16 protein-coding genes and 2 tRNA genes are annotated in these 18,967 nt (G+C 68.1%); 7 read left to right on the top strand and 11 right to left on the bottom strand.

The features are described 5' to 3' along the window. Nucleotides 1–590: 590 nt before the first annotated feature. Both J2Y49_RS26080 and J2Y49_RS26075 read left to right on the top strand, forming a co-directional pair. Complete coding sequence (locus tag J2Y49_RS26080; RefSeq protein ID WP_310118164.1) at nucleotides 591–1,664, top strand: NAD(P)-dependent alcohol dehydrogenase; 1,074 nt, start codon at nucleotides 591–593, stop codon at nucleotides 1,662–1,664. Between the two features lie 117 nt (nucleotides 1,665–1,781). After that, the gene (locus tag J2Y49_RS26075) at nucleotides 1,782–2,798 is read left to right on the top strand and encodes an oxidoreductase (RefSeq protein ID WP_310118163.1); all 1,017 of its coding nucleotides are present in this window, start codon (nucleotides 1,782–1,784) and stop codon (nucleotides 2,796–2,798) included. Between the two features lie 5 nt (nucleotides 2,799–2,803). Here the strand turns inward: J2Y49_RS26075 and J2Y49_RS26070 are convergent, their stop codons facing one another. The 8 genes from J2Y49_RS26070 to J2Y49_RS26035 form a co-directional block, all read right to left on the bottom strand. Continuing rightward, nucleotides 2,804–4,477 carry an iron ABC transporter permease gene (locus tag J2Y49_RS26070; RefSeq protein ID WP_310118162.1) on the bottom strand — a complete coding sequence of 558 codons (1,674 nt, stop codon included), beginning with the start codon at nucleotides 4,475–4,477 and terminating at the stop codon, nucleotides 2,804–2,806. 180 nt (nucleotides 4,478–4,657) lie between these two features. Beyond that, nucleotides 4,658–5,644 carry an ABC transporter substrate-binding protein gene (locus J2Y49_RS26065; protein ID WP_310118161.1) on the bottom strand — a complete coding sequence of 329 codons (987 nt, stop codon included), beginning with the start codon at nucleotides 5,642–5,644 and terminating at the stop codon, nucleotides 4,658–4,660. Nucleotides 5,645–5,732: 88 nt separating this feature from the next. After that, complete coding sequence (locus J2Y49_RS26060; protein WP_310118160.1) at nucleotides 5,733–6,551, bottom strand: phosphodiesterase; 819 nt, start codon at nucleotides 6,549–6,551, stop codon at nucleotides 5,733–5,735. A 114-nt stretch (nucleotides 6,552–6,665) separates the two neighbouring features. Then, a complete protein-coding gene (locus J2Y49_RS26055) occupies nucleotides 6,666–7,715 on the bottom strand; it encodes an ABC transporter ATP-binding protein (RefSeq protein WP_310118158.1) in 1,050 nt (349 codons plus the stop codon). 12 nt (nucleotides 7,716–7,727) lie between these two features. Further along, the gene (locus J2Y49_RS26050; RefSeq protein WP_409017911.1) at nucleotides 7,728–8,522 is read right to left on the bottom strand and encodes an ABC transporter permease; all 795 of its coding nucleotides are present in this window, start codon (nucleotides 8,520–8,522) and stop codon (nucleotides 7,728–7,730) included. Between the two features lie 14 nt (nucleotides 8,523–8,536). Further along, nucleotides 8,537–9,412 carry an ABC transporter permease gene (locus J2Y49_RS26045; protein ID WP_310118155.1) on the bottom strand — a complete coding sequence of 292 codons (876 nt, stop codon included), beginning with the start codon at nucleotides 9,410–9,412 and terminating at the stop codon, nucleotides 8,537–8,539. An 8-nt stretch (nucleotides 9,413–9,420) separates the two neighbouring features. Continuing rightward, complete coding sequence (locus J2Y49_RS26040) at nucleotides 9,421–10,464, bottom strand: ABC transporter substrate-binding protein (RefSeq protein ID WP_310118152.1); 1,044 nt, start codon at nucleotides 10,462–10,464, stop codon at nucleotides 9,421–9,423. Between the two features lie 7 nt (nucleotides 10,465–10,471). Next, nucleotides 10,472–11,557 (bottom strand): LacI family DNA-binding transcriptional regulator, encoded by a 1,086-nt coding sequence (locus J2Y49_RS26035; protein ID WP_310118150.1) that lies wholly within the window; start codon nucleotides 11,555–11,557, stop codon nucleotides 10,472–10,474. Between the two features lie 226 nt (nucleotides 11,558–11,783). On the opposite strand from J2Y49_RS26035, the gene J2Y49_RS26030 reads away from it, so the two are divergent. Next, nucleotides 11,784–11,860, top strand: a tRNA-Arg gene (locus J2Y49_RS26030). A 375-nt stretch (nucleotides 11,861–12,235) separates the two neighbouring features. Here the strand turns inward: J2Y49_RS26030 and glmS are convergent. Further along, a complete protein-coding gene (gene glmS, locus J2Y49_RS26025; protein ID WP_310118148.1) occupies nucleotides 12,236–14,062 on the bottom strand; it encodes a glutamine--fructose-6-phosphate transaminase (isomerizing) in 1,827 nt (608 codons plus the stop codon). 56 nt (nucleotides 14,063–14,118) lie between these two features. Beyond that, nucleotides 14,119–15,471 carry a bifunctional UDP-N-acetylglucosamine diphosphorylase/glucosamine-1-phosphate N-acetyltransferase GlmU gene (gene glmU / locus J2Y49_RS26020; protein ID WP_310118146.1) on the bottom strand — a complete coding sequence of 451 codons (1,353 nt, stop codon included), beginning with the start codon at nucleotides 15,469–15,471 and terminating at the stop codon, nucleotides 14,119–14,121. A 712-nt stretch (nucleotides 15,472–16,183) separates the two neighbouring features. Here glmU and J2Y49_RS26015 point away from each other — a divergent pair. Next, on the top strand, nucleotides 16,184–16,435 hold the full coding sequence (locus J2Y49_RS26015; protein WP_310118141.1) for a hypothetical protein: 252 nt from the start codon (nucleotides 16,184–16,186) through the stop codon (nucleotides 16,433–16,435). Here the strand turns inward: J2Y49_RS26015 and J2Y49_RS26010 are convergent. Further along, the gene (locus J2Y49_RS26010) at nucleotides 16,380–17,261 is read right to left on the bottom strand and encodes a DUF3108 domain-containing protein (RefSeq protein ID WP_310118139.1); all 882 of its coding nucleotides are present in this window, start codon (nucleotides 17,259–17,261) and stop codon (nucleotides 16,380–16,382) included. The genes J2Y49_RS26015 and J2Y49_RS26010 overlap by 56 nt on opposite strands. Nucleotides 17,262–17,449: 188 nt before the next feature. Here J2Y49_RS26010 and J2Y49_RS26005 point away from each other — a divergent pair. The 3 genes from J2Y49_RS26005 (at nucleotide 17,450) to panC (ending at nucleotide 18,941) form a co-directional block, all read left to right on the top strand. Next, nucleotides 17,450–17,524, top strand: a tRNA-Val gene (locus J2Y49_RS26005). A gap of 230 nt (nucleotides 17,525–17,754) precedes the next feature. After that, complete coding sequence (locus tag J2Y49_RS26000; protein ID WP_310118137.1) at nucleotides 17,755–17,919, top strand: sugar tyrosine-protein kinase; 165 nt, start codon at nucleotides 17,755–17,757, stop codon at nucleotides 17,917–17,919. Between the two features lie 140 nt (nucleotides 17,920–18,059). Further along, a complete protein-coding gene (gene panC, locus J2Y49_RS25995) occupies nucleotides 18,060–18,941 on the top strand; it encodes a pantoate--beta-alanine ligase (RefSeq protein ID WP_310118135.1) in 882 nt (293 codons plus the stop codon). Nucleotides 18,942–18,967 lie beyond the last annotated feature (26 nt).

Raw genomic sequence — 18,967 nt, 5'->3', positions numbered from 1 at the left:
ACTCCTTTTTCTTAAGCGAATGTCGGTCTTTCTCAAGAGCGCCCGAATGGGCCGCGCTTTCGGTTCGGGAATTTACTCAGACCGATCATGCAGTCAAGAAGATTTTTTGAGAATAGATTTCAGATTTATTTGGAGAATTGAGCAACGCAGAGTGCCCGTGACCGCCGTCGCAGACACAGGCAAAGATATGTTCTTGTGATTTGTTGCTGTCGGGCGCGCCGGAGTTCAGCCGTTATCGTGGGCGCTCGCACTCTCCGGTCCGGCCGATTGGGGAATGCAAGGGTCTGGTCGCTGGCATCGCACACATCCTCCGCAGAGCAACATGCATGACACGGTCTTCGAATATGCCGGGGTCCTGTAGCGTGAGGCACTCCGGCGCGGGCAAAATCTAATCGAGCTTCAGCGGGCATCAAGATGGGCGGCGACGCATCGAAACCCACTCTTCCGCTCCATATTTAATCTGCATCAACGCGGCGTCCTCCCGGCTACGCTAGACTGGCGGGCGTGAAGCACAGCGCCGGCCGCGGGCCGTTTGCGAAGGTCACGCCAAACAGCCCCTCGACCGGCGGCCACCATAATGGGAGGACGCCATGGTCATGATGAAAGCGGCGGTGTTCGTCGAACCGGGCCGCATCGTGCTGGACGACAAGCCGATCCCCGACGTCGGACCGCTCGACGCGCTGATCCGCATCACCACGACGACGATCTGCGGCACCGACATCCACATCCTGAAGGGCGAATATCCGGTCGCGCGCGGCTTGACCATCGGGCACGAACCAGTCGGCACCATCGAGAAGCTGGGGTCCGCCGTCAGCGGCTATCGCGAGGGGCAGCGGGTGATCGCCGGGGCGATCACTCCCAGCGGCCACAGCAATGCCTGCCTGTGCGGCTGTCATTCGCAGGACGGCGCCGGCACCAGGCATGGCTGGAAGCCGCTGGGCGGCTGGCGGTTCGGCAACACCATCGATGGTAGCCAAGCAGACTATCTGCTGGTGCCGGACGCGATGACCAACCTCGCCCCCGTCCCCGACAATCTGACGGATGAAGAAGTGCTGATGTGCCCCGACATCATGTCCACCGGCTTCGCCGGGGCGGAGCGCGGCAACATCCGCATCGGCGACACAGTGGCGGTGTTCGCGCAAGGTCCCATCGGGCTGTGCGCCACCGCCGGAGCCAAGCTGAAGGGCGCCACCACCATCATCGCCGTCGACGCCGTGCCGGCGCGGATGGAGATGGCGCGGCGGATGGGCGCCGATCATGTGGTCAACTTCCGCGAAGCTGATCCGGTGGAGGAGATCATGCGGCTGACCGACGGCCGCGGCGTCGACGTCGCCATCGAGGCGCTCGGCACCCAGGCGACCTTCGAGGCGGCGCTGCGCGTCCTGCGGCCGGGCGGCACGCTGTCCAGCCTCGGCGTCTATTCGGGCGACCTGCGCATTCCGCTGGGGCCGTTCGCGGCGGGGCTGGGCGACCACACCATCGTCACCTCGCTCTGCCCCGGCGGCAAGGAGCGGATGCGCCGGCTGATGGCGGTCGTCGCCTCCGGTCGGGTGGATCTGAAGCCGCTGGTCACCCACCGCTTCACGCTGGACCGTATCGAGGAGGCATACGAACTGTTCGGCCACCAGCGCGACGGCGTGCTGAAGGTGGCGATCACTCCGTAGGGAGGAGCCGGCCAGGGTCGGTGGTGTCGCCCGGCCCTGGTCGATAGCCCCTTGGCCGCTCCCCGCCGGACGCCCATCTGCTGTGCCGGTTGCCAGCCTTGGGGAAGGGGAGAGACGATGAGGAGCCTGTCGGTCGGTCTGCTGGGATTCGGCCTTGCCGGGTCGGTGTTCCACGCGCCGCTGATCCTGAGCGAGCCGCGCCTGCAATTGAAGGCGGTCGCCAGTTCGCGCACCGACGACATCCGCCGCAGCGCGCCGGGGGCGGAGGCGACGACGGTCGAGGCGGTGATCGCCGACCCAAACATCGATCTGGTGGTGATCGCCACCCCCAACACCAGCCACGCCCCCTTGGCGCGCGAGGCGCTGCTGGCCGGCAAGCATGTGGTGATCGACAAGCCGATGGCGACCACCGCGGCGGAGGCCGACGAACTGATCGCGCTTGCCGAGCGGCAGGGGCGGCTGCTGACCGTCTTCCAGAACCGCCGCTGGGACAACGACTTCCTCACTCTGCGCGCCTGCCTGGAGAGCGGCGGGGTCGGCCGCCCCTATCACTACGAGGCGCATTTCGACCGCTTCCGGCCGCAGATCAAGCAGGGCTGGCGGGAGCAGACCCTGGCCGGATCGGGGGTGCTGTTCGACCTCGGCGCCCATCTGATCGATCAGGCGCTGACCCTGTTCGGCATGCCCGACCGCATCCTCGCCGATGTCGGGGCCCAGCGGCCGGATGCGCAGGTCGACGACTGGTTCCACATCGTGCTCGGGTATGGGCCGATGCGGGCGATCCTCCATTGCGGAACGGTGGTCTGCCGGCCGGGACCGCGCTTCCAGCTTCATGGCGACCGCGGCAGCTTCCTGAAGCATGGCATGGACGGGCAGGAGGCGGCGCTGCGCGCCGGCCGCAAGCCGACCGAAGCGGACTGGGGCCTGGACGATCCGCAGAACCACGCCCTGCTGGTCCAGGCCGACGGGAGCGAACGTCGGGTGGAAACGCTGCGCGGCGACTATCCCGCCTTCTACCGCGGGGTGGCGGGGGCGATCCTCGACGGCGCGCCTCCGCCGGTGACGGCGGAGCAGGCGCGCGACGTGCTGTCCGTGCTGGAGGCGGTGCGCAAGGCGGCGGGGCTGCCGGCCTGAGACGTTTATTCCCGCCAGGGCACCACGCCCGGCGGCAGGCGGCGGCCCAGCGCTCCGGCGGCGATCATGGCCGCCAGCACCACCAGAATGGCGATGACGCCCAGGGCGGCTCCCAGCGTCGGGCTGCCGCCTTCCTCCAGCGCATAGACGACGACGCCGAGCGTTTCCCGCCCCTGCGACCACAGCAGAATGGAAACGGTCAGCTCGTTGAAGGCGGTCAGGAAGACCAGCAACCCGCCGGCCGCTGCCGCCGGCGCGACCAGCGGCGCCACCACCGTCAGCAGGCGGCGCAACGGCCCGGCGCCGAGCGCGCGTGCGGCTTCCTCCACCGTCGGGTCGAGGGCTGAACAGGCTGCCTGGACGGGACGCAAGGCCAGCGGCAGGAATCGGACCAGATAGGCTGCCAGGATGATCCACAGAGTGCCGTACAGGCTGAAGCCAAGCCCCGGCAACGGCTTCAGGAACAGCAGAATGCAGCCGATGCCCAGCACCACCCCCGGCACGGCATGCGGCAGTTCCACCAGCACCCCGACCGCGCGGGCAATCCGCCCGGCACCACCGCTCCGTGCCATGGTGTGGGCCAGCGGGATCGCCAGCAGGGCGAGCAGCAACGCGGCCGATCCCGACAGCAGCACCGAATTGGCGAAGGCGCGCCCGACCTGATCGAGCGCCAGCACCTCGCGGTAATGGGCCAGCGTCAGCGTGTCGAAACCGATGGGCAGGCCATAGACCCGGACGAGGCTGGTCGCCAGCAACGCCACCAGCGGGGCGGCCACCAGCAGCAGAAGAACGCCCCAGGCCATCGTCTCGACCGGTGCGCGGGCTGCACCGAGCGGCAGCGGCGCCAGCGGACGGGCGCCGCCGGGCAGGCGGGTGGCGATGCGCGATTGCAGGATGGTCTGGGCGGCGATGCCCAGGCAGGCGATGAGGCCGATCAGCGCGGCCAGCACCGCCACCTCGGGCAGGGCTGAAGGACCGAAGCCGGCGAGCCTCCGGTAGATCAGCGTTGGCAGCATCGGGATGCCGGCCGGCACGCCCAGCAACGCCGGAACCCCGAAATTCCCCAGCGCCGCGACGAAGGCCATGGCGAGCCCGGCGATCAGCCCCGGCAGGCAGAGCGGCAGCACCACGCCACGCACCGCGCGCCAGGGACCGGCCCCGGAGGCCCGCGCCGCCTCCAGCACGTCGCCGGGGATGGCACGGAGCGCTGCGCGCAGGGCGAGGAAGACCAGCGGGGCATGTTCGATCCCCATCACCAGCACCATGCCCATCGCCGACTGCACCGGGTTCGGCGTGCCGACCGGCGGGGCGAGGCCCAGCGGCTTCAGGATCGGACTGCCGGACCCGGCGAGGTGGGTCCAGGCCATCGCCACGATCTGCGGCGGAATCATCAGCGGCAGGATCAGGGCGAAGGTCATCGCCGTGCGGGCGCGCAGGTCGGTCAGCCCGATCAGCAGGGCGAAGGGTCCGCCGATCAGCGCCGCCGCCAGAGTGGCTCCGGCGGCGATGGCGATGCTGTTGCCGGTGGCCCGCCAGGTGGCCGGGGAGTCGAGCACGCGCGCGAGCACCGCCGGATCGCCGGCCTCCCACAGCAGGCGCAGAACCGGCAGCAGCACGAGCAGCCCGACCAGCAGCGGCCAGCCGGGGAGGGCGGTGAGGATGCCTCTTCCCGCCCTCAAACCACCCGGGGCAATCCCCCTCTCCCCCCCGGGGACAGGGTCGGGGTGAGGGGGACGCACAGCGTGGATTTTCACAGGAGGGCCGGGATGCGCGATTCTTGAAAGTCCTCGCAATGCGTCCCCCTCACCCTAACCCTCTCCCCGGGGGGAGAGGGGACTTTTCCGTTTTGCTTCACCTCCTCACCCGCCGAACAGGTCGGCGAAGGCGCGCTTGTTCGCCTCGTCCTCGGCCAGGGCCTTGGCCGGGTCGTAGGGCAGCAGGGTGATGGTCGCCGGATCGGGGAAGCCCGGCGGCGGATTGACGCCCGGAAGCGCCGGCAGGAAGCCCTGGCGAGACGCGAGGTCCTGGCCGTCGCGGCTCAGCAGGAAGTCGATGAAGGCCTTGGCCGCCGTCGGGTTCTTCGCGGTGCTGAGGATCGCCACCGGCTCGCCGACCGCGCTGACGCCCTCCTTGGGGAAGACGAAGGCGACGGGCGCGCCCTTCAGCTGTTCGCGGATCGGCAGGTAATCGACGACCATGCCGTAGAGCTTCGCCCCGCCGGCCACGTCCTTCAGGATGCCGCCGTTGCCCTTGGCAGCAGTGACGGCGTTACGCTGCAGAGCCTCGTAATAGGCCATGCCCAGCGACGGCTGCGCCTTGATCGACGCCATGTGGATGGCGGCGGCACCGGAATAGAGTGGGCTCGGCATCACCGTGCTGCCCTTGGCCTCCGGCTTCAGCAGATCCTGCCAGGAGGTCGGCTTCATCGGGGCGGCGGTGTTGTAGACGATGCCGGTGGTGATCAGCTTGGTGCCGAACCAGTAGCCCTGCGCATCGTGCGTGCCGGGGCGATAGCCGGAAACGGGGGCGCCGGCATAGGGCTGCAGCCGCTTGTCCGCCTTCAGCGATTCCATCGTCACCGCGTCGGCGATCAGCAGCAGGTCGGGCTGCGGCGCACCGGCGGCGAATTCGGCGCGCAGCTTGTTCATCAGCTCGGTGGTGCCGTTGCGGACCCACTCCACCTCGACGCCGGGGTTCTTCGCCTTGAAGGCTTCCACCGTCTGGCGGGCGTCCGGCTCCAGCTGCGAGGTGTAGAGCACCAGCTTGCCGGTGGCGCCGTCCGCCTGGGCGGTGTGGCTCAGCGCCAGCGTCAGGACCGTGGCGAGGGTGGCGAGAAACGCCTTCATCTCTGTCGTCTCCGTGGGATCGGCGGTGAGGAGCCCTGTCTTACGCGAAGCCCGTGACAGGCGCGTGACAGCCTGGCGAAAGCCCGAGTTAATCGATCAGCTTTCCGTCCTTGAAGAAGGGATACGGGCCATCATAGTCGCCGATCACGGCGGTGTGGCTGACCACGCCGGTGTCGGCGCGCCACATGTGTATCTGGTAGCCCGGCGGCTCCATCACGAAGGCGGACGGCGCATCGTCGCGCAAATCGAGCGCCACCTGATGCGCAGTGGATGGGGCGGTCGACGCGATGGTGCCGGCCCAGCGCACCTGGATCGGCCGGTGCAGATGGCCGCACAGCACCCGTTCCACCTGCGGATGACGGCGCACCACCGCGGCCATGGCGTCGGCGCCGCTCAGGCCGAGCCGGTCCATATGGCCGATGCCGGTGTCGAAGGGCGGATGGTGCTGGAAGACGATTGTCGGCCGGTCGGGCTGCTCGGACAGGCGGGCATCCAGCCAGGCGAGGCGTTCCGCACAGAGCTCTCCGGAGCCGGAGCCGGGCAGCACGGTGTCCATGGCGATCAGGCGAACCGGCCAGTCCTCCACCGTGTAGTGGAAGAATGGGCTGTCGCCGACGCGGGCCGCAAGGTCGGGGAAGGCGTCGGAAAGACCGGCCCGTTCGTCATGGTTGCCGGGCACGGCGAAGAGCGGGACGTCGAGCGGGCGCAGCAGGGCGAGCAGGCGCTCGTACTCCTCGGCGTGGCCGGCATCGACGAGGTCGCCGGTGGCGAGGATCAGGTCGGGGCGGGGGGTGAGCGCCAGGACGGCGGCGACCGCACGCTCCAGGAACGGAGCGGTGTCGACGCGGCGGTAGGCGAGGCGACCCTCGGGCTTGATGTGGGTGTCGGTGATCTGGACGATGATCATGGGGGGCCTTTTGGGGGCTTAAGCGATTGATTTGGAAACGTTAGACCCCACCCCAACCCTCCCCCGCTGGGCGGGGGAGGGTTGGGGTGGGGGCAACCGTCGCAACGACCGAACTCACGGAACCGCCAGCACCCTCGCCGGATCGACGCGCAGCCACACCCGGTCGCCGCGCCCCAACTCGCTCCGCCCCAGGGTGTCCACCGTCAGCGCCGGCCCGTCCGTGGGCTCCACCACCAGACGGGTGCGGTCGCCCAGGAACACCGCGGCGGCGACGCTGCCGCCCAAATGCCCGTCGGCCTCCGATGCGAGCGTCAGATCCTCCGGCCGCACCAGCAGCTCCACCGCGCCGTCCGGTCCCGACCAGGGCAGCGACGCCGCTCCAATCGACAGCCTCCCGCCCCGTACCGTGCCGCCCAGCCGGTTCATCGTGCCGATGAAGTCGGCGACGAAGCCATCGGCCGGCTGGTAATAGATCTCGCGCGGGGTGCCGATCTGCGCCACACGCCCCTTGGCCATCACCACGATGCGGTCGCCCAGCGCCATCGCCTCGCCCTGGTCGTGCGTGACATAGACGGCGGTGATGCCCAGACTGCGCAGCAGCCGGTCGATCTCCAGCCGCAGGCTGTCGCGCAGCTTTGCATCCAGCGCCGTCAGCGGTTCGTCCAACAGCAGCACGCGCGGCCGCACCACCAGGGCACGGGCCAGCGCCACCCGCTGCCGCTGGCCGCCGGACAGCTGGTCGATCCGCCGCCCGGCGAATTCGCCGAGATGCATCAGGTCCAGCATCTCATCCACCCGACGGGCGCGCTCAGGCCGGGGCAGCTTGCGCACCTTCAGGCCATAGGCGACGTTCTCCGCCACCGTCATGTTGGGGAACAGGGCGTAGCTCTGGAACACCATGCCGACATTGCGGCGCTCGATCGGCAGAGCGGTCACGTCCTCCTCGCCGAACAGCACGCGGCCGCCGGGATCGGGGCTTTCCAGCCCGGCAATGATGCGCAGCGTGGTGGTCTTGCCGCAGCCGGAGGGGCCCAGGAAGACGATGGTCTCGCCGCCGCGGATGGTGAGGTCCAGCGGCTCCAGCGCGCGGGCGCTGCCGGCGAAAGTCTTGCCGCAGTGCTCCAGGCGGATCGGCACGGCATCGAGATGGAAGCTGTCGGGCATCTGGGAGTGGCCTCAAACGGACGGACGGCCGCGCTTGGCCAGACCCTGCAGCAGGATCAGGCTGGGCACGATCATCATGAAGAAGACGAGGGTGTAGGCGCTGCCGATCTCGATCCGCAGCGAGGCATAGCTGTCGGCCAGCCCGACCGGCAGCGTCTTGGTCAGCGGCGTGTGCAGCAGCCAGGTCAGGTTGAACTCGCCCACCGACAGGGTCAGCACCATCAGCGATCCGGCCAGGATGCCGGAGCGGCAGTTGGGCAGCACCACCGTGGCGAAGCGGCGGAGGAAGCCGGCGCCCAGGCTGGCGGCCCCCTCCTCCAGCGTCGTCAGGTCGATGGAGCCCATCACCGCCAGCACGGCGCGGACCATGAAGGGCAGGGTGAACAGCACATGGCCGATCAGGATGAACAGCCAGCTGCTGCGCAAATCGCCCACGCCGCCATAGGTGACGATCAGCGCCAAAGCGGTGGCGAGGCCGGGGATGGCGACCGGCATCATCAGCAGTTCCTCCACCAGCCGGGCGATCCGGCCGGGGCGGCGCGCCAGCACATAGGCTGCCGGCACCCCCAGCACCAGCGTGCAGGCGAGACAGGCGAAGGCGATCTGCAACGACAGCAGTATGGTGCCGGAATAGACCTGCAACACTTCCTGTACCCAGCGCAGGGTCAGGCCACTTTTCAGCCCGACGAAATAGTTGGCGGTCAGCCCGGCCAGCATCGACATCACCATTGGCACGGTCAGCAGGGCGCAGACCAGCAGGGTGAAGCCCAGTTGCAGCCAGAACCCCCAGCCCCGGCGATTCGACATTGTCTGCATTGCCGTCACCCCGCCGCCGCAACCGATGTGCCGGCGACGCTGCGCGCCACCGCGAGCGCCGCCCAGGTGATGATGCCGAGCAGGACGCTGAGCGCCGCCGCCGCCGCGATGTTCGCCTGGAGCGTGAATTCCGTATAGATCGTCATCGGCAGCACGTTGATCCGTGTGGCGAGCGTGAAGGCGGTGCCGAACGCGCCCATCGAGGTCGCGAAGCACAGGGCACCGGCGGAGATCAGCGCCGGCTTCAGCGCCGGCAGGATGACGTCGGCCACCACCCGCCAGGGGGATGCCCCCAGCGAGCGAGCCGCCTCCTCCAGCCGCGGGTCCAGCTTCTCCGCCGCCGCCATCACCGTCAGGATGACGCGCGGGATCGAGAAATAGACGTAGCCCAGGAACAGCCCGGCCATGGAATAGGCGAAGACCAGCTTCCCCCCGGTCAGCGCCTGGGTGATCGTGCCGATCAGCCCCTGGCGACCGGCCAGCATGATGACCATGAAGCCGATCACCACGCCGGGAAAGGCCAGCGGGAAGGTCAGCAGCGCCACCAGCAGGGCGTGGCCGGGAAAGTGATGGCGGACCAGGAACAGCCCGGCGACGGTCGACACCGCCAGCGTCACCAGGGTCACCCCGGCCGACAGCGCCAGGGTGGACAGGAGACTGTCGAGATGTCCGGGATCGATCAGCGTGGTGAGATAGGCGGACCAGCCCTCCGCCCCGCCGGCCCCGATCAGGATCAGGCGGACCAGCGGCAGCAGGAAGAAGGCCGCGAACACCGCCGCCGCCGGCGCGAGCAGGGCCGCCAGCCGCAGCGGTTCGCCCGCCCACCCCGGCCCGGCCGGCGGCCGTGCCGCCGGCCGGTGGGGGAGGGGAGCGTCCTGCACGCAGACGCTCACTTCACCTCCGCCTGATAGCGGTCCATGAAGCCCTTCTGCGCTTCGGCCATGCGGATGAGGTCGACCGGCTTGGCGCGGGCGTAATCGGCGGCCGGCAGGAACTTCGCCGCGGTCTCCGGCGACATCGCCTCGGCACGGACCGGGCGCATGAAGGCGTTGGCCCACAGGGTCTGCCCCTTGTCGGACAGGACGTAATCCAGAACCTTCTTGCCGTTCTCCGGGTTCGGGCCGTTCTTGACCAGCGCCATCACATAGGGCACCGACACGGTGCCTTCCTTCGGGATGACGAAGGCGACCGGCGCCTTGTCGGTGTATTTGGCACGGTAGGCGTTGAAGTCGTAATCGATCAGGATCGGAATCTCGCCCGACAGCACGCGGGCGTAGGAGGTTTGCTTCGGGACGATGGGCTGGTTCTTCTGCAGGTCCTTGAACCAGCCGATGGCCTTGTCGAAGCTGCCGTAATCGCCGCCCAGCGCCAGATTGACCGCCACCGCGCCGACATAGCCGACGGCGGCGCTGGTCGGGTCGAGATAGCCGACCATGCCCGAATAGTCGGGCTTCAGCAGGTCGGCCCAGCTCTGCGGCACCGGCTTGCCGCCCAGCGCCTCGGTGTTGACGAAGAAGCCCAGCGTGCCGCTGTGGATAGCGAACCAGTTGCCATCGGCGTCCTTCATCCCGTCGGGAATTTCGGCCCAGGCCGCCGGCTTGAAGGGGGTGACGACACCCGCCGCCTTGGCCTGGATGCCGACCGGCCCGCCGAGATAGACGACATCGGCCACCGGCTTGTCCTTTTCCGCCAACATGGCGGCGAGGGATTGGCCGGAGTTCTTGTTGTCGAACGGCACGGTGATGCCGAGATCGGCCTTGATCGCCTTCAACTGCGACGCCCAGTCGGCCCATTCCGGCGGGCAATTGTAGCAGATGGCGGTCGGCTCCGCGGCGGCTGCGGGAGAGACCGTGGCGGAAAGGGCGGCAACCAGCGAGACAGCGCCGAGGGCGGCGCCCAGAAAGAACCGGCTGGGCAGGAACGGCTTCATCATGATCGGGCTATCTCCGTTCGGGAAGCGTTTGGATCGGTTCGGAAGGCGCCGGGCCGAGCGATTCACCCGGACGCAAGGAAAAGGGCAGCATTACGGCGCGGCCCTGCAGGTCGCCGGAAAAGCCGGTGCGCAGGCATTCGAAGGCGGTGGCGCCCATGGCGCGGGCCGGCTGCACCAGGGTGGCGAGGCTGGGCGACATCAGCCGGCCGACCTCGATCCCGTCGAAGCCGCAGACCGACATATCGTCGGGCACCGACAGGCCGAGGTCGCGCAGCGCGCGGATGGTGGCGAGCGCCAGCATGTCGTTGGAGGCGAAGAGGGCGGTCGGCCGCTCCGGCCCTTCCAGATGGGGGGCAAGCCGGTGGGCCAGCCGCAGATCGTTGAAATCCACCTCCACCACCGGACCCGGCGGCAGGCCGGCGTCGGCCAGGGCCGCCTGCCAGCCGGCATGGCGCCGGCGCGAGCGGTCTGATTGGCGGAAGCGCCCGGCGATCATGCCGATGCGCCGGTGGCCGAGCACCGCCATCCGCTCCACCACCGCACGGGAGGCCGCGACATTGTCGACCGACACATGGGCGCGGAATGGGCGTTCAGGCTGGTTGTAGGCCAGGACATAGGGCAGCCGCACCTCGTCCAGCGTGTCGAGCGAACCGCTGCGGTCGGCGTCGGCGACGGTCAGCACCAGCCCTTCCACCCGATTGGACAGCAGCCCTTCGATGGCGCGGGATTCCTTGCCCGGATCATAATCGGTGGAAGCGATCAGGACGCTGTAGCCCGCCTCCGCCGCCGCCTCCTGGATGCCAGCGACGCTCTCGGCGAAGACGGGATTGGTCAGCGACGGCACCAGCACGCCGACGGTGCGCGTGCGCGCCGCCTTCAGGCTGCGCCCGATGGTGCTGGGGCGAAAGGACAGGTCTGACGCGGCGGTCCGGACCTTCTCCATCGTTTCCGGCGTGGCGTTTCCGCTGCCGTTGAGAACGCGCGACACGGTGGCGATGGACACCCCGGCGCGCGCCGCCACATCGCGGATCGTCGCCACGCGCTCCACCGCGCGGGCGGTGCCCCGCGGCGTCTGTCCATCGGTGAACCGCATCCCGTCCCGCACCATCGAACACCCGTCCTTTCAGCGCCGGCCGATCCGGCGTGGGGCAGAGTGACGGCGGCGTGTTGCAATCGCGTGACGTCAGGAAAACGGTTTCATGAAGAATGGAAACGTTTCCATGGACGGAGTTGGGGTGTTGTGGAGTCGTCGAAAAAAGGCTGAATTTAGTGTTTGCGTCGCCGAAGGGCTTGGACTATGTTCCACCTCCACCAGCGATGGACCCGTAGCTCAGCTGGATAGAGCGCTGCCCTCCGAAGGCAGAGGTCATGAGTTCGAATCTCGTCGGGTCCGCCATGAATTCAAGGGCTTAGCCGTTGCCGCGGCTAGGCCCTTTTCGTTTTGATTCGCTTTGTTGCATGTGCCGAGTGGATCGGGTTTTCACCTTGTACATGGTGTCTACCGCCGACCAGCCGACCGGCCGAGCCGCTTTTCGCTTGAACTCTTCCGTCGGCCCGCGCCGATACCCGGCATCCATGCCAAACCTCCCGGTCTCTCAGGCCATAGATGGAGGCTCTTCATTCTATCCGGGCAAGTGAATCCGAGACATGCCCGCTCCCCCGGAAGCCAATCCTCGATTGAAGATTCGCTTCCGCTAGAGCGGGCATCGCTCTATCTTTTATAGGCAGACAGTTCGTCCGCCGACAAATACAACGCTGAGCGTTTTTTGCTTTACTCGACAGTGACCGACTTTGCCAAATTCCGCGGCTGATCGACGTCCGTCCCCTTCAGCACTGCCGTGTGATAGGCAAGCAGCTGAACCGGAATGGCATACAGCAGCGGGGCGACCAGCGGATCGCAGGCCGGGAGCTCCACCGACCAGCGAACCTTGTCCTTCAGCTTGTCGATGCCCTTCTTGTCGGCCAGCAGCAGGACCTTGCCCGACCGCGCGCAGACCTCCTGCACGTTCGACACCACCTTCTCGAACAGCGCGTCGGACGGGACCAGCACGATCACCGGCACATTGTCGTCGATCAGGGCGATGGGACCGTGCTTCAGTTCTCCGGCGGCATAACCCTCGGCATGGATGTAGCTGATCTCCTTCAGCTTCAGCGCGCCTTCCAGGGCCAGCGGATACATGGCGCCGCGGCCGAGATACAGCACGTCGCGAGCCTCAGATACCTCCTGCGCCAGTTCCTTCAGCCGCTCGTCATGGGCCAGCACGTCGGCGGCACGGGCCGGGACCTCGCGCAGGGCGTGGGCGATCTGCTGCATCCGTTCCTGGTCGATGGCGCCGCGGGCGCGGCCGACAGTCACGGCAAGGCAGGCAAGCGTGGTCAGCTGGGTGGTGAAGGCCTTAGTCGAGGCGACGCCGATCTCCGGACCCGCCATGGTGTAGAGCACCGCGTCGGATTCCCGCGCGATGGTGCTTTCCGGCGCGTTCACGATCGACAGGATCTTCTGGCCCTGGCGCTTGCAATAACGCAGGGCCTCCAGCGTATCCAGCGTCTCGCCCGACTGCGAGATGAACAGCGCGATGCCGCCCGGTGGCAGCGGCGCCTCGCGGTAGCGGAACTCCGAGGCGATGTCGACCTCGACCGGGATGCGGGCCAGCGTCTCGAACCAGTATTTTGCGACGAAACCGGCATAATAGGCGGTGCCGCAGGCGACGATGGTCAGCTTGGACGCGCCGGCCAGATCGAACGGGAAGTCCGGCAGGGTGAAAGTGCCGGTTTCCGGGTTGATGTAGGCGTTCAGCGTGTCGCCGATGACCTGCGGCTGCTCGTAGATTTCCTTGAGCATGTAATGGCGGTAGCCGTCCTTGCCGATCAGGGCGCCGGACACCGCGGTGGTCTTCACCGGACGCTCCACCACCGCGTCGGAGGCGTCGTGGACGATGGCGGCGGTGCGGCTGACCTCGACCCAGTCGCCGTCCTCCAGATAGCAGATGCGGTTGGTCAGCGGCGCCAGGGCGAAGGCGTCCGACGCCAGATACATCTCGCCGTCGCCATAGCCGACGGCCAGCGGTGTGCCGTGGCGGGCGCCGATCATCAGCTCATGCTCGCCGGTGAAGATCAGCACCAGGGCGAAGGCGCCGGTGAAGCGCTTGAAGGCGGCGGCCGACGCCTGGACCGGCGTCATGCCGTGCTGGTCCAGGTAGTAGGTCACGAGATGGACGATCACCTCGGTGTCGGTGGCGCTTTCGAAGACGTAGCCGTGGCCGGTCAGCTCGTCCTTCAGCTCCTGGTAATTCTCGATGATGCCGTTGTGGACGACGGCAACGCGCTTGGTGGCATGCGGATGGGCATTGTTCTCCGTCGGGCCGCCGTGGGTGGCCCAGCGGGTGTGGCCGATACCGACCGTGCCGGACAGCGGCTGGTCGCGCAGCTTCATGTCCAGGTTGGCCAGCTTGCCCTCGGCGCGGCGGCGCTCGATGTGGCCGTTCACCAGGGTGGCGACGCCCGCGCTGTCATAGCCGCGGTATTCGAGCCGGCGCAGGCCCTCCACCAGCCGGGGGGACGCGTCGTGAATGCCGTTGATGCCGATGATGCCGCACATGGACCTGATGCTCCTGAAAATAGATGCCGACCGGAGAGTGAGGACCCGAACCGACCTTACGCCTTTTTTGCTTTCTCGTTTTGCTTCCGTTCGCGGAAACGCTGTGCCCAGCCGGCGTAAGCCTTCTGGCTGCCGCGGGCGACCACCAGGGCATCGGCCTCCACCGCCATCGTCACCACGCTGCCGGCGCCGACGATGGCGCCTTCGCCGATGACCACCGGTGCGACCAGCGCGGTGTTCGAACCGATAAAGGCTCCGGCGCCGATCTCGGTCCGGCTCTTGGAAAATCCGTCATAGTTGCAGGTGATGGTGCCGGCGCCGATGTTGGCCTTGGCGCCGACACGGGCATCGCCGATGTAGGTCAGGTGATTGGCCTTGGCCCCGGCCTCAATCACCGCGTTCTTCACCTCGACGAAATTGCCGATGTGGGCGTCCGGACCGATTTCCGCTCCCGGACGCAGTCGGGCGAAGGGGCCGATGACGGCGCCGCTGTCGATGCGCACGCCCTCCAGATGGCAGTAGGGCTTGATCTCCACCCGGTCGCCCACCGTCACCCCGGCGCCGAAGAAACAGCCGGGACCGACGACCACGTCGCGGCCGAGCCTGGTGTCGACGCTGAGGAAGGTGCTGTCGGGGTCGATCAGCGTGGCGCCGTTGTCCATCGCGGCCTTGCGCAGGCGGCGCTGCAGCAGCTTTTCCACCTCCGCCAGCTCGGCGCGGGAATTGACGCCGACCACCTCGGCCGGGGCGGCCTCCACCACTGCGCAGGCCATGCCGGCGCGGCGCGCGATCTGGACCACGTCGGTCAGGTAGTATTCGGACTTGGCGTTGTCGTTGCCGACGCTGCCGATCAGGTCGAACATGCGCGCACCGTCGAACGCCATCAGGCCGGCGTTGCACAGGGTGACCGCGCGCTCCTCCTCGCTGGCGTCGAGATACTCGACGATCTTCTCCAGCCCGCCGCGGGCGTTCAGGATCAGGCGGCCATAGGCGCCGGGATCGTCGGGCCGCATGCCCAGCACCACCACCGCCGGGTCGGCGGCCTGCCGGCGCGCCTGCACCAGGGCACGCAGCGTGTCCGGCGTGACCAGCGGCGTGTCGCCGTACAGCACGATGACGTCGCCGGTGAACCCCTCCAGCAGGCCGAAGGCGGCGCGCACGGCGTCGGCGGTGCCGCGCTGCTCGTGCTGGACCGCGGTGGGGTAGGGGGCGACGGCGGCGGCGACGCTGTCCATGCCGGGGCCGACCACCACCACGACATGATCGGGGTCGAGCGTCTTCACCGCGGCCAGCACATGCCCGACCATCGGCCGGCCGGCCACCCGGTGCAGAACCTTGGGCAGATCGGATTTCATGCGCGTGCCCTTGCCGGCGGCGAGGATCACGCAGGCGAGCGGACGATGGGCCATGGTGGTGTTCCTGGTCGAACCTTGGGTGTGGACGGGAAGGGGTGGAGGGAAACCCAGCGATGAAAGCGCCGTACTTGAGCCGGGAAAGGTTAAGACATCACTGCTCCTGCGGGCGACGCATCTTCCGGAGTGCGCACTGCACCATCGGCAATTCCGAGAGTGGTGTGCCACAGCACGCGAAGGAAGCCCAAGTCAACTTTTGTTTCAGCCTGTCATAGCCGCGCCGGCCATGGCGTGGTCCTGCACCGGACGGCGGAAATAGCCGCTTCGGTCGGGATCGGCCCAAGGCGGACATGCGTGTGGAGAGGGTGGGTGCCGGCCGGTCCAGCACCACTTTGCCGATGCGCCAAACACTCCGTGAAGGCTGCGGACCGTCCGTTCACCCCGGCGACCGCGGGTGCAACGGAACGAGGCATACGCTGATACTATCCTTTTGGACAGCTGCGGTATCCCTCAGGATCCGCCCACGGGCGTGGCAAAGCCCCTACAGTATTAGGGTCGATCCGGGAGGGCGCGCCATGATGCAGGACGATGCCGTGACAGCCGGTTCTCTGGCCATCTGTACCACGCTGCTGATGCTGTCCGCTTCCGGCAGGCAAGACAAGCAATCAAGAACCTGCCGGGTGCGGGCCGGGCGGCGGCACGTCGTGCCGCAGTCGGCGCCGCGCTACGGCGGTCCCCAATGGGAAGGAACTCCACCATGGTCTCTCGCATGGCTCGGATCGTTCATATGGGAAAACTGGGCGGCTATGCGGCGCTTCTCGATGGCGCGCTGCTGGAATTGGACGGCCGCCTTCTCTGGCCGTCGGCGGGGGCGTTGAGCGAAGCGATGCGGCGCGCCGGCATTCAGCCGTCGGACCTGATCCTCGACACCCGCTCGCCCGCCGGGACCACGCCCGCCGCAACGGTCAACGGATCGGCGGCTGTGAGGCCCCGGTCCGGCGGTCTGCCGCTGGCGGCGTGACGCCCGTCAGGTGGACGACCACGCTGCCGAAATCGCTGTCCGTCTCCAGCCGCACCGGCAGGGGCGGATAGCCGGCGGCGACTGGAGCCAGCCACAGATCCACCGGCGGCCGGTCCGCCGGGCTGCTCCGCTGCCAGAACCGGCCGGTGGGGCCGGACCTGCCGTATCCCGCCACCGGCTTGTAGCTGACCCGGCATTGCTGCGCGACGCCGGAGAAGACCGAATAGCGTGACGGATCGACGATCCGCCGTCCCACCTCGGCGAACAGCATGTCATAACGGCGGCGCCCGTCGAACACCGGCAGCGACCGGTCGCAGCGTTCGCTCGCCCCCACCGCGAAGAGCAGGTCCAGCACGGCGGACAGCGGGTCCAGCGTGCCGCGCTGCAGGGCGGGCGGCACCGGCTCGCGGTCGTCGGTCTCCGGCGGGGGAGTGACGGTGGCGGACACGTCGCCCTGCGGTCCGTAGGTCAGGGTGACGTTGCGCGGCTCCCCCCGGAACCGGCTGGACTGCCGATGGCTGGCCGGCCTCAGATCGTCGCCCTGGCGGCGGCCGTCGCTCTCCGATTCCGTCTTCCAGGTGAACAGGCGGCCAATGGTGCCGCCCGTCACCGCCGACACCGCGATCCGGTAGCGGTCGCCCGTCATGTCCAGCGTCGCATCCACGTCCAACGCGGTGACGCCGCCGACGAACACGCGGTAGGTCGCCTTCAGCGGCTCCGCCATGGCCGCCGGTCCTGCGAGTGGCAACAGGGGGAGCGACAGGCCGGCGGCCAGCAGGGCCGTTCCGAAACGGTTGGGGAGGCGGAGAGGGCTGGGATGGGGCACGGTCCGGGGCTCCTGCTGGCGGCGAAATCTTTTTTAAGATGGTGATGAATCTGATGCTTGACACCCGGCAGGGAAGGCCGTAGAAACCCGCCCACCGCAGCGGCGGGGCCGACGAAAGACGGTCGCGACGCTCCCGGGAAATTCAGCCGGAACGGCCGGACGGAACGGGGCAAAGAGTTTCAAGGTTCGGGCGCGTAGCTCAGCGGGAGAGCATTCGCTTCACACGCGAAGGGTCACAGGTTCAATCCCTGTCGCGCCCACCATCAAAAAGGCTTCGGACGAGAGTCCGGAGCCTTTTTCTTTTCCCGGCTATCCTGGCGGGGGCCAAGCCACTGCCGGCTCCGGGAGGCAGGGGAACCACGCCAAAACGTGAATTATATATTTCTTATATAATTGCCGAATCCGCGGTCGATTGACGCAGATCAGCCCCGTTTGCGTTGCAATACGGTAGGTTGGGTCATTCCCTGTCACCCGCTTCGGAAAGCCTCACCTCATGGACGATACCCGCATCGCTCTGCTCTCTGTCGGCCTGCTCGTCGTGGTCCTCGCCATCATCATCGGCTCGGTGATTTTCGTCCCGTCCTTCACCGCCCTGCTCGCCACGCTGCTGGCCTGGGCGAACCTGGCCTATCTGGTCGGCATCACCATCAAGCGCTGATTTCCCAGGGTCGACGCGGCGGGGGAGGCGGTGCCTTCGCCGCCGCCTCGGCAACAGTCTGTCTTACGGAAAGCTTTTCTGGACAGGAACGGTCCGACGCGTTATCCAGCGCGCGAATTCGACGCGCAAGGATCGCCGCCATGACGTTGACTGCCGCCCAGACCTCCAGCGACCTGCCGATCCTGAGGACGGTCGAGGATCTGCGAGCACAGGTCGCGGCTTGGCGCGCGGAGGGACTGACCGTCGCCCTCGTGCCGACGATGGGTGCACTGCATGACGGGCATCTGGGCCTCGTGCGGCGCGGGCGGGAATTGGCCGACCGGGTGGTCGCCAGCGTCTTCGTCAACCCGACCCAGTTCGCCCCACATGAGGATTTCGACCGCTACCCGCGTGACGAGGCCGGCGATTCCGCCAAGCTCGCGTCGGCCGGCTGTCACGCGCTCTATGCCCCGTCGGTGCGCGCCATGTATCCGGAAGGCTTTGCCACCGCCATCTCGGTCGGCGGCCCGGCGGAGGGGCTGTGCGGTGCCTTCCGGCCACAGATGTTCGGCGGCGTCGCCCTGGTGGTGACCAAGCTGTTCCTGCAAGCCCTGCCGGACGTCGCGGTGTTCGGCGAAAAGGACTATCAGCAGCTGATGGTGATTCGCCGCTTCACCCGCGATCTCGACATCCCCGTCCGCGTCGAAGGGCTGCCGACGGTGCGCGAGGCCGACGGGCTCGCCATGTCCTCCCGCAACGCCTATCTCAGCGCCGACGAGCGTGCCCGCGCGCCGGAACTGCACCGGGCTCTGACCGCGGCGGCCGAGGCTCTGACCCGCGGGGCCGAGGCCGACGGTGCCCTGACCGGCATCCGCGGCCGGATCGCCGAGGCTGGTTTCGGCACCATCGACTATGTCGAACTGCGCGATGCCGAAACGCTGGAGCCGGTGACCGCCGTCACCCGTCCTGCCCGGCTCCTCGCCGCGGCCTGGATGGGCAAGGCCCGCCTGATCGACAATGTTCCGGTTGTTCCGGCCGGCTGAACGGGCTGATTGTCCGTCAGGCCGAT

The sequence above is a fragment of the Azospirillum sp. BE72 genome, assembly GCF_031455875.1.
GTDB lineage: Bacteria > Pseudomonadota > Alphaproteobacteria > Azospirillales > Azospirillaceae > Azospirillum.
The sequence above is the reverse complement of the archived record's forward strand: the minus strand, read 5'-3'. Positions and strand labels throughout refer to the sequence as shown.

Coding starts and splice junctions, on each gene's coding strand:
- J2Y49_RS26015 (WP_310118141.1), top strand. CDS start 16,184: ATGGCTCGGATCGTTCATATGGGAAAACTGGGCGGCTATGCGGCGCTT.
- J2Y49_RS26040 (WP_310118152.1), bottom strand. CDS start 10,464: ATGATGAAGCCGTTCCTGCCCAGCCGGTTCTTTCTGGGCGCCGCCCTC.
- panC (WP_310118135.1), top strand. CDS start 18,060: ATGACGTTGACTGCCGCCCAGACCTCCAGCGACCTGCCGATCCTGAGG.
- J2Y49_RS26065 (WP_310118161.1), bottom strand. CDS start 5,644: ATGAAGGCGTTTCTCGCCACCCTCGCCACGGTCCTGACGCTGGCGCTG.
- J2Y49_RS26050 (WP_409017911.1), bottom strand. CDS start 8,522: ATGTCGAATCGCCGGGGCTGGGGGTTCTGGCTGCAACTGGGCTTCACC.
- J2Y49_RS26055 (WP_310118158.1), bottom strand. CDS start 7,715: ATGCCCGACAGCTTCCATCTCGATGCCGTGCCGATCCGCCTGGAGCAC.
- J2Y49_RS26000 (WP_310118137.1), top strand. CDS start 17,755: ATGGACGATACCCGCATCGCTCTGCTCTCTGTCGGCCTGCTCGTCGTG.
- J2Y49_RS26035 (WP_310118150.1), bottom strand. CDS start 11,557: ATGCGGTTCACCGATGGACAGACGCCGCGGGGCACCGCCCGCGCGGTG.
- J2Y49_RS26075 (WP_310118163.1), top strand. CDS start 1,782: ATGAGGAGCCTGTCGGTCGGTCTGCTGGGATTCGGCCTTGCCGGGTCG.
- J2Y49_RS26080 (WP_310118164.1), top strand. CDS start 591: ATGGTCATGATGAAAGCGGCGGTGTTCGTCGAACCGGGCCGCATCGTG.
- glmU (WP_310118146.1), bottom strand. CDS start 15,471: ATGGCCCATCGTCCGCTCGCCTGCGTGATCCTCGCCGCCGGCAAGGGC.
- J2Y49_RS26060 (WP_310118160.1), bottom strand. CDS start 6,551: ATGATCATCGTCCAGATCACCGACACCCACATCAAGCCCGAGGGTCGC.
- glmS (WP_310118148.1), bottom strand. CDS start 14,062: ATGTGCGGCATCATCGGCATCAACGGCATTCACGACGCGTCCCCCCGG.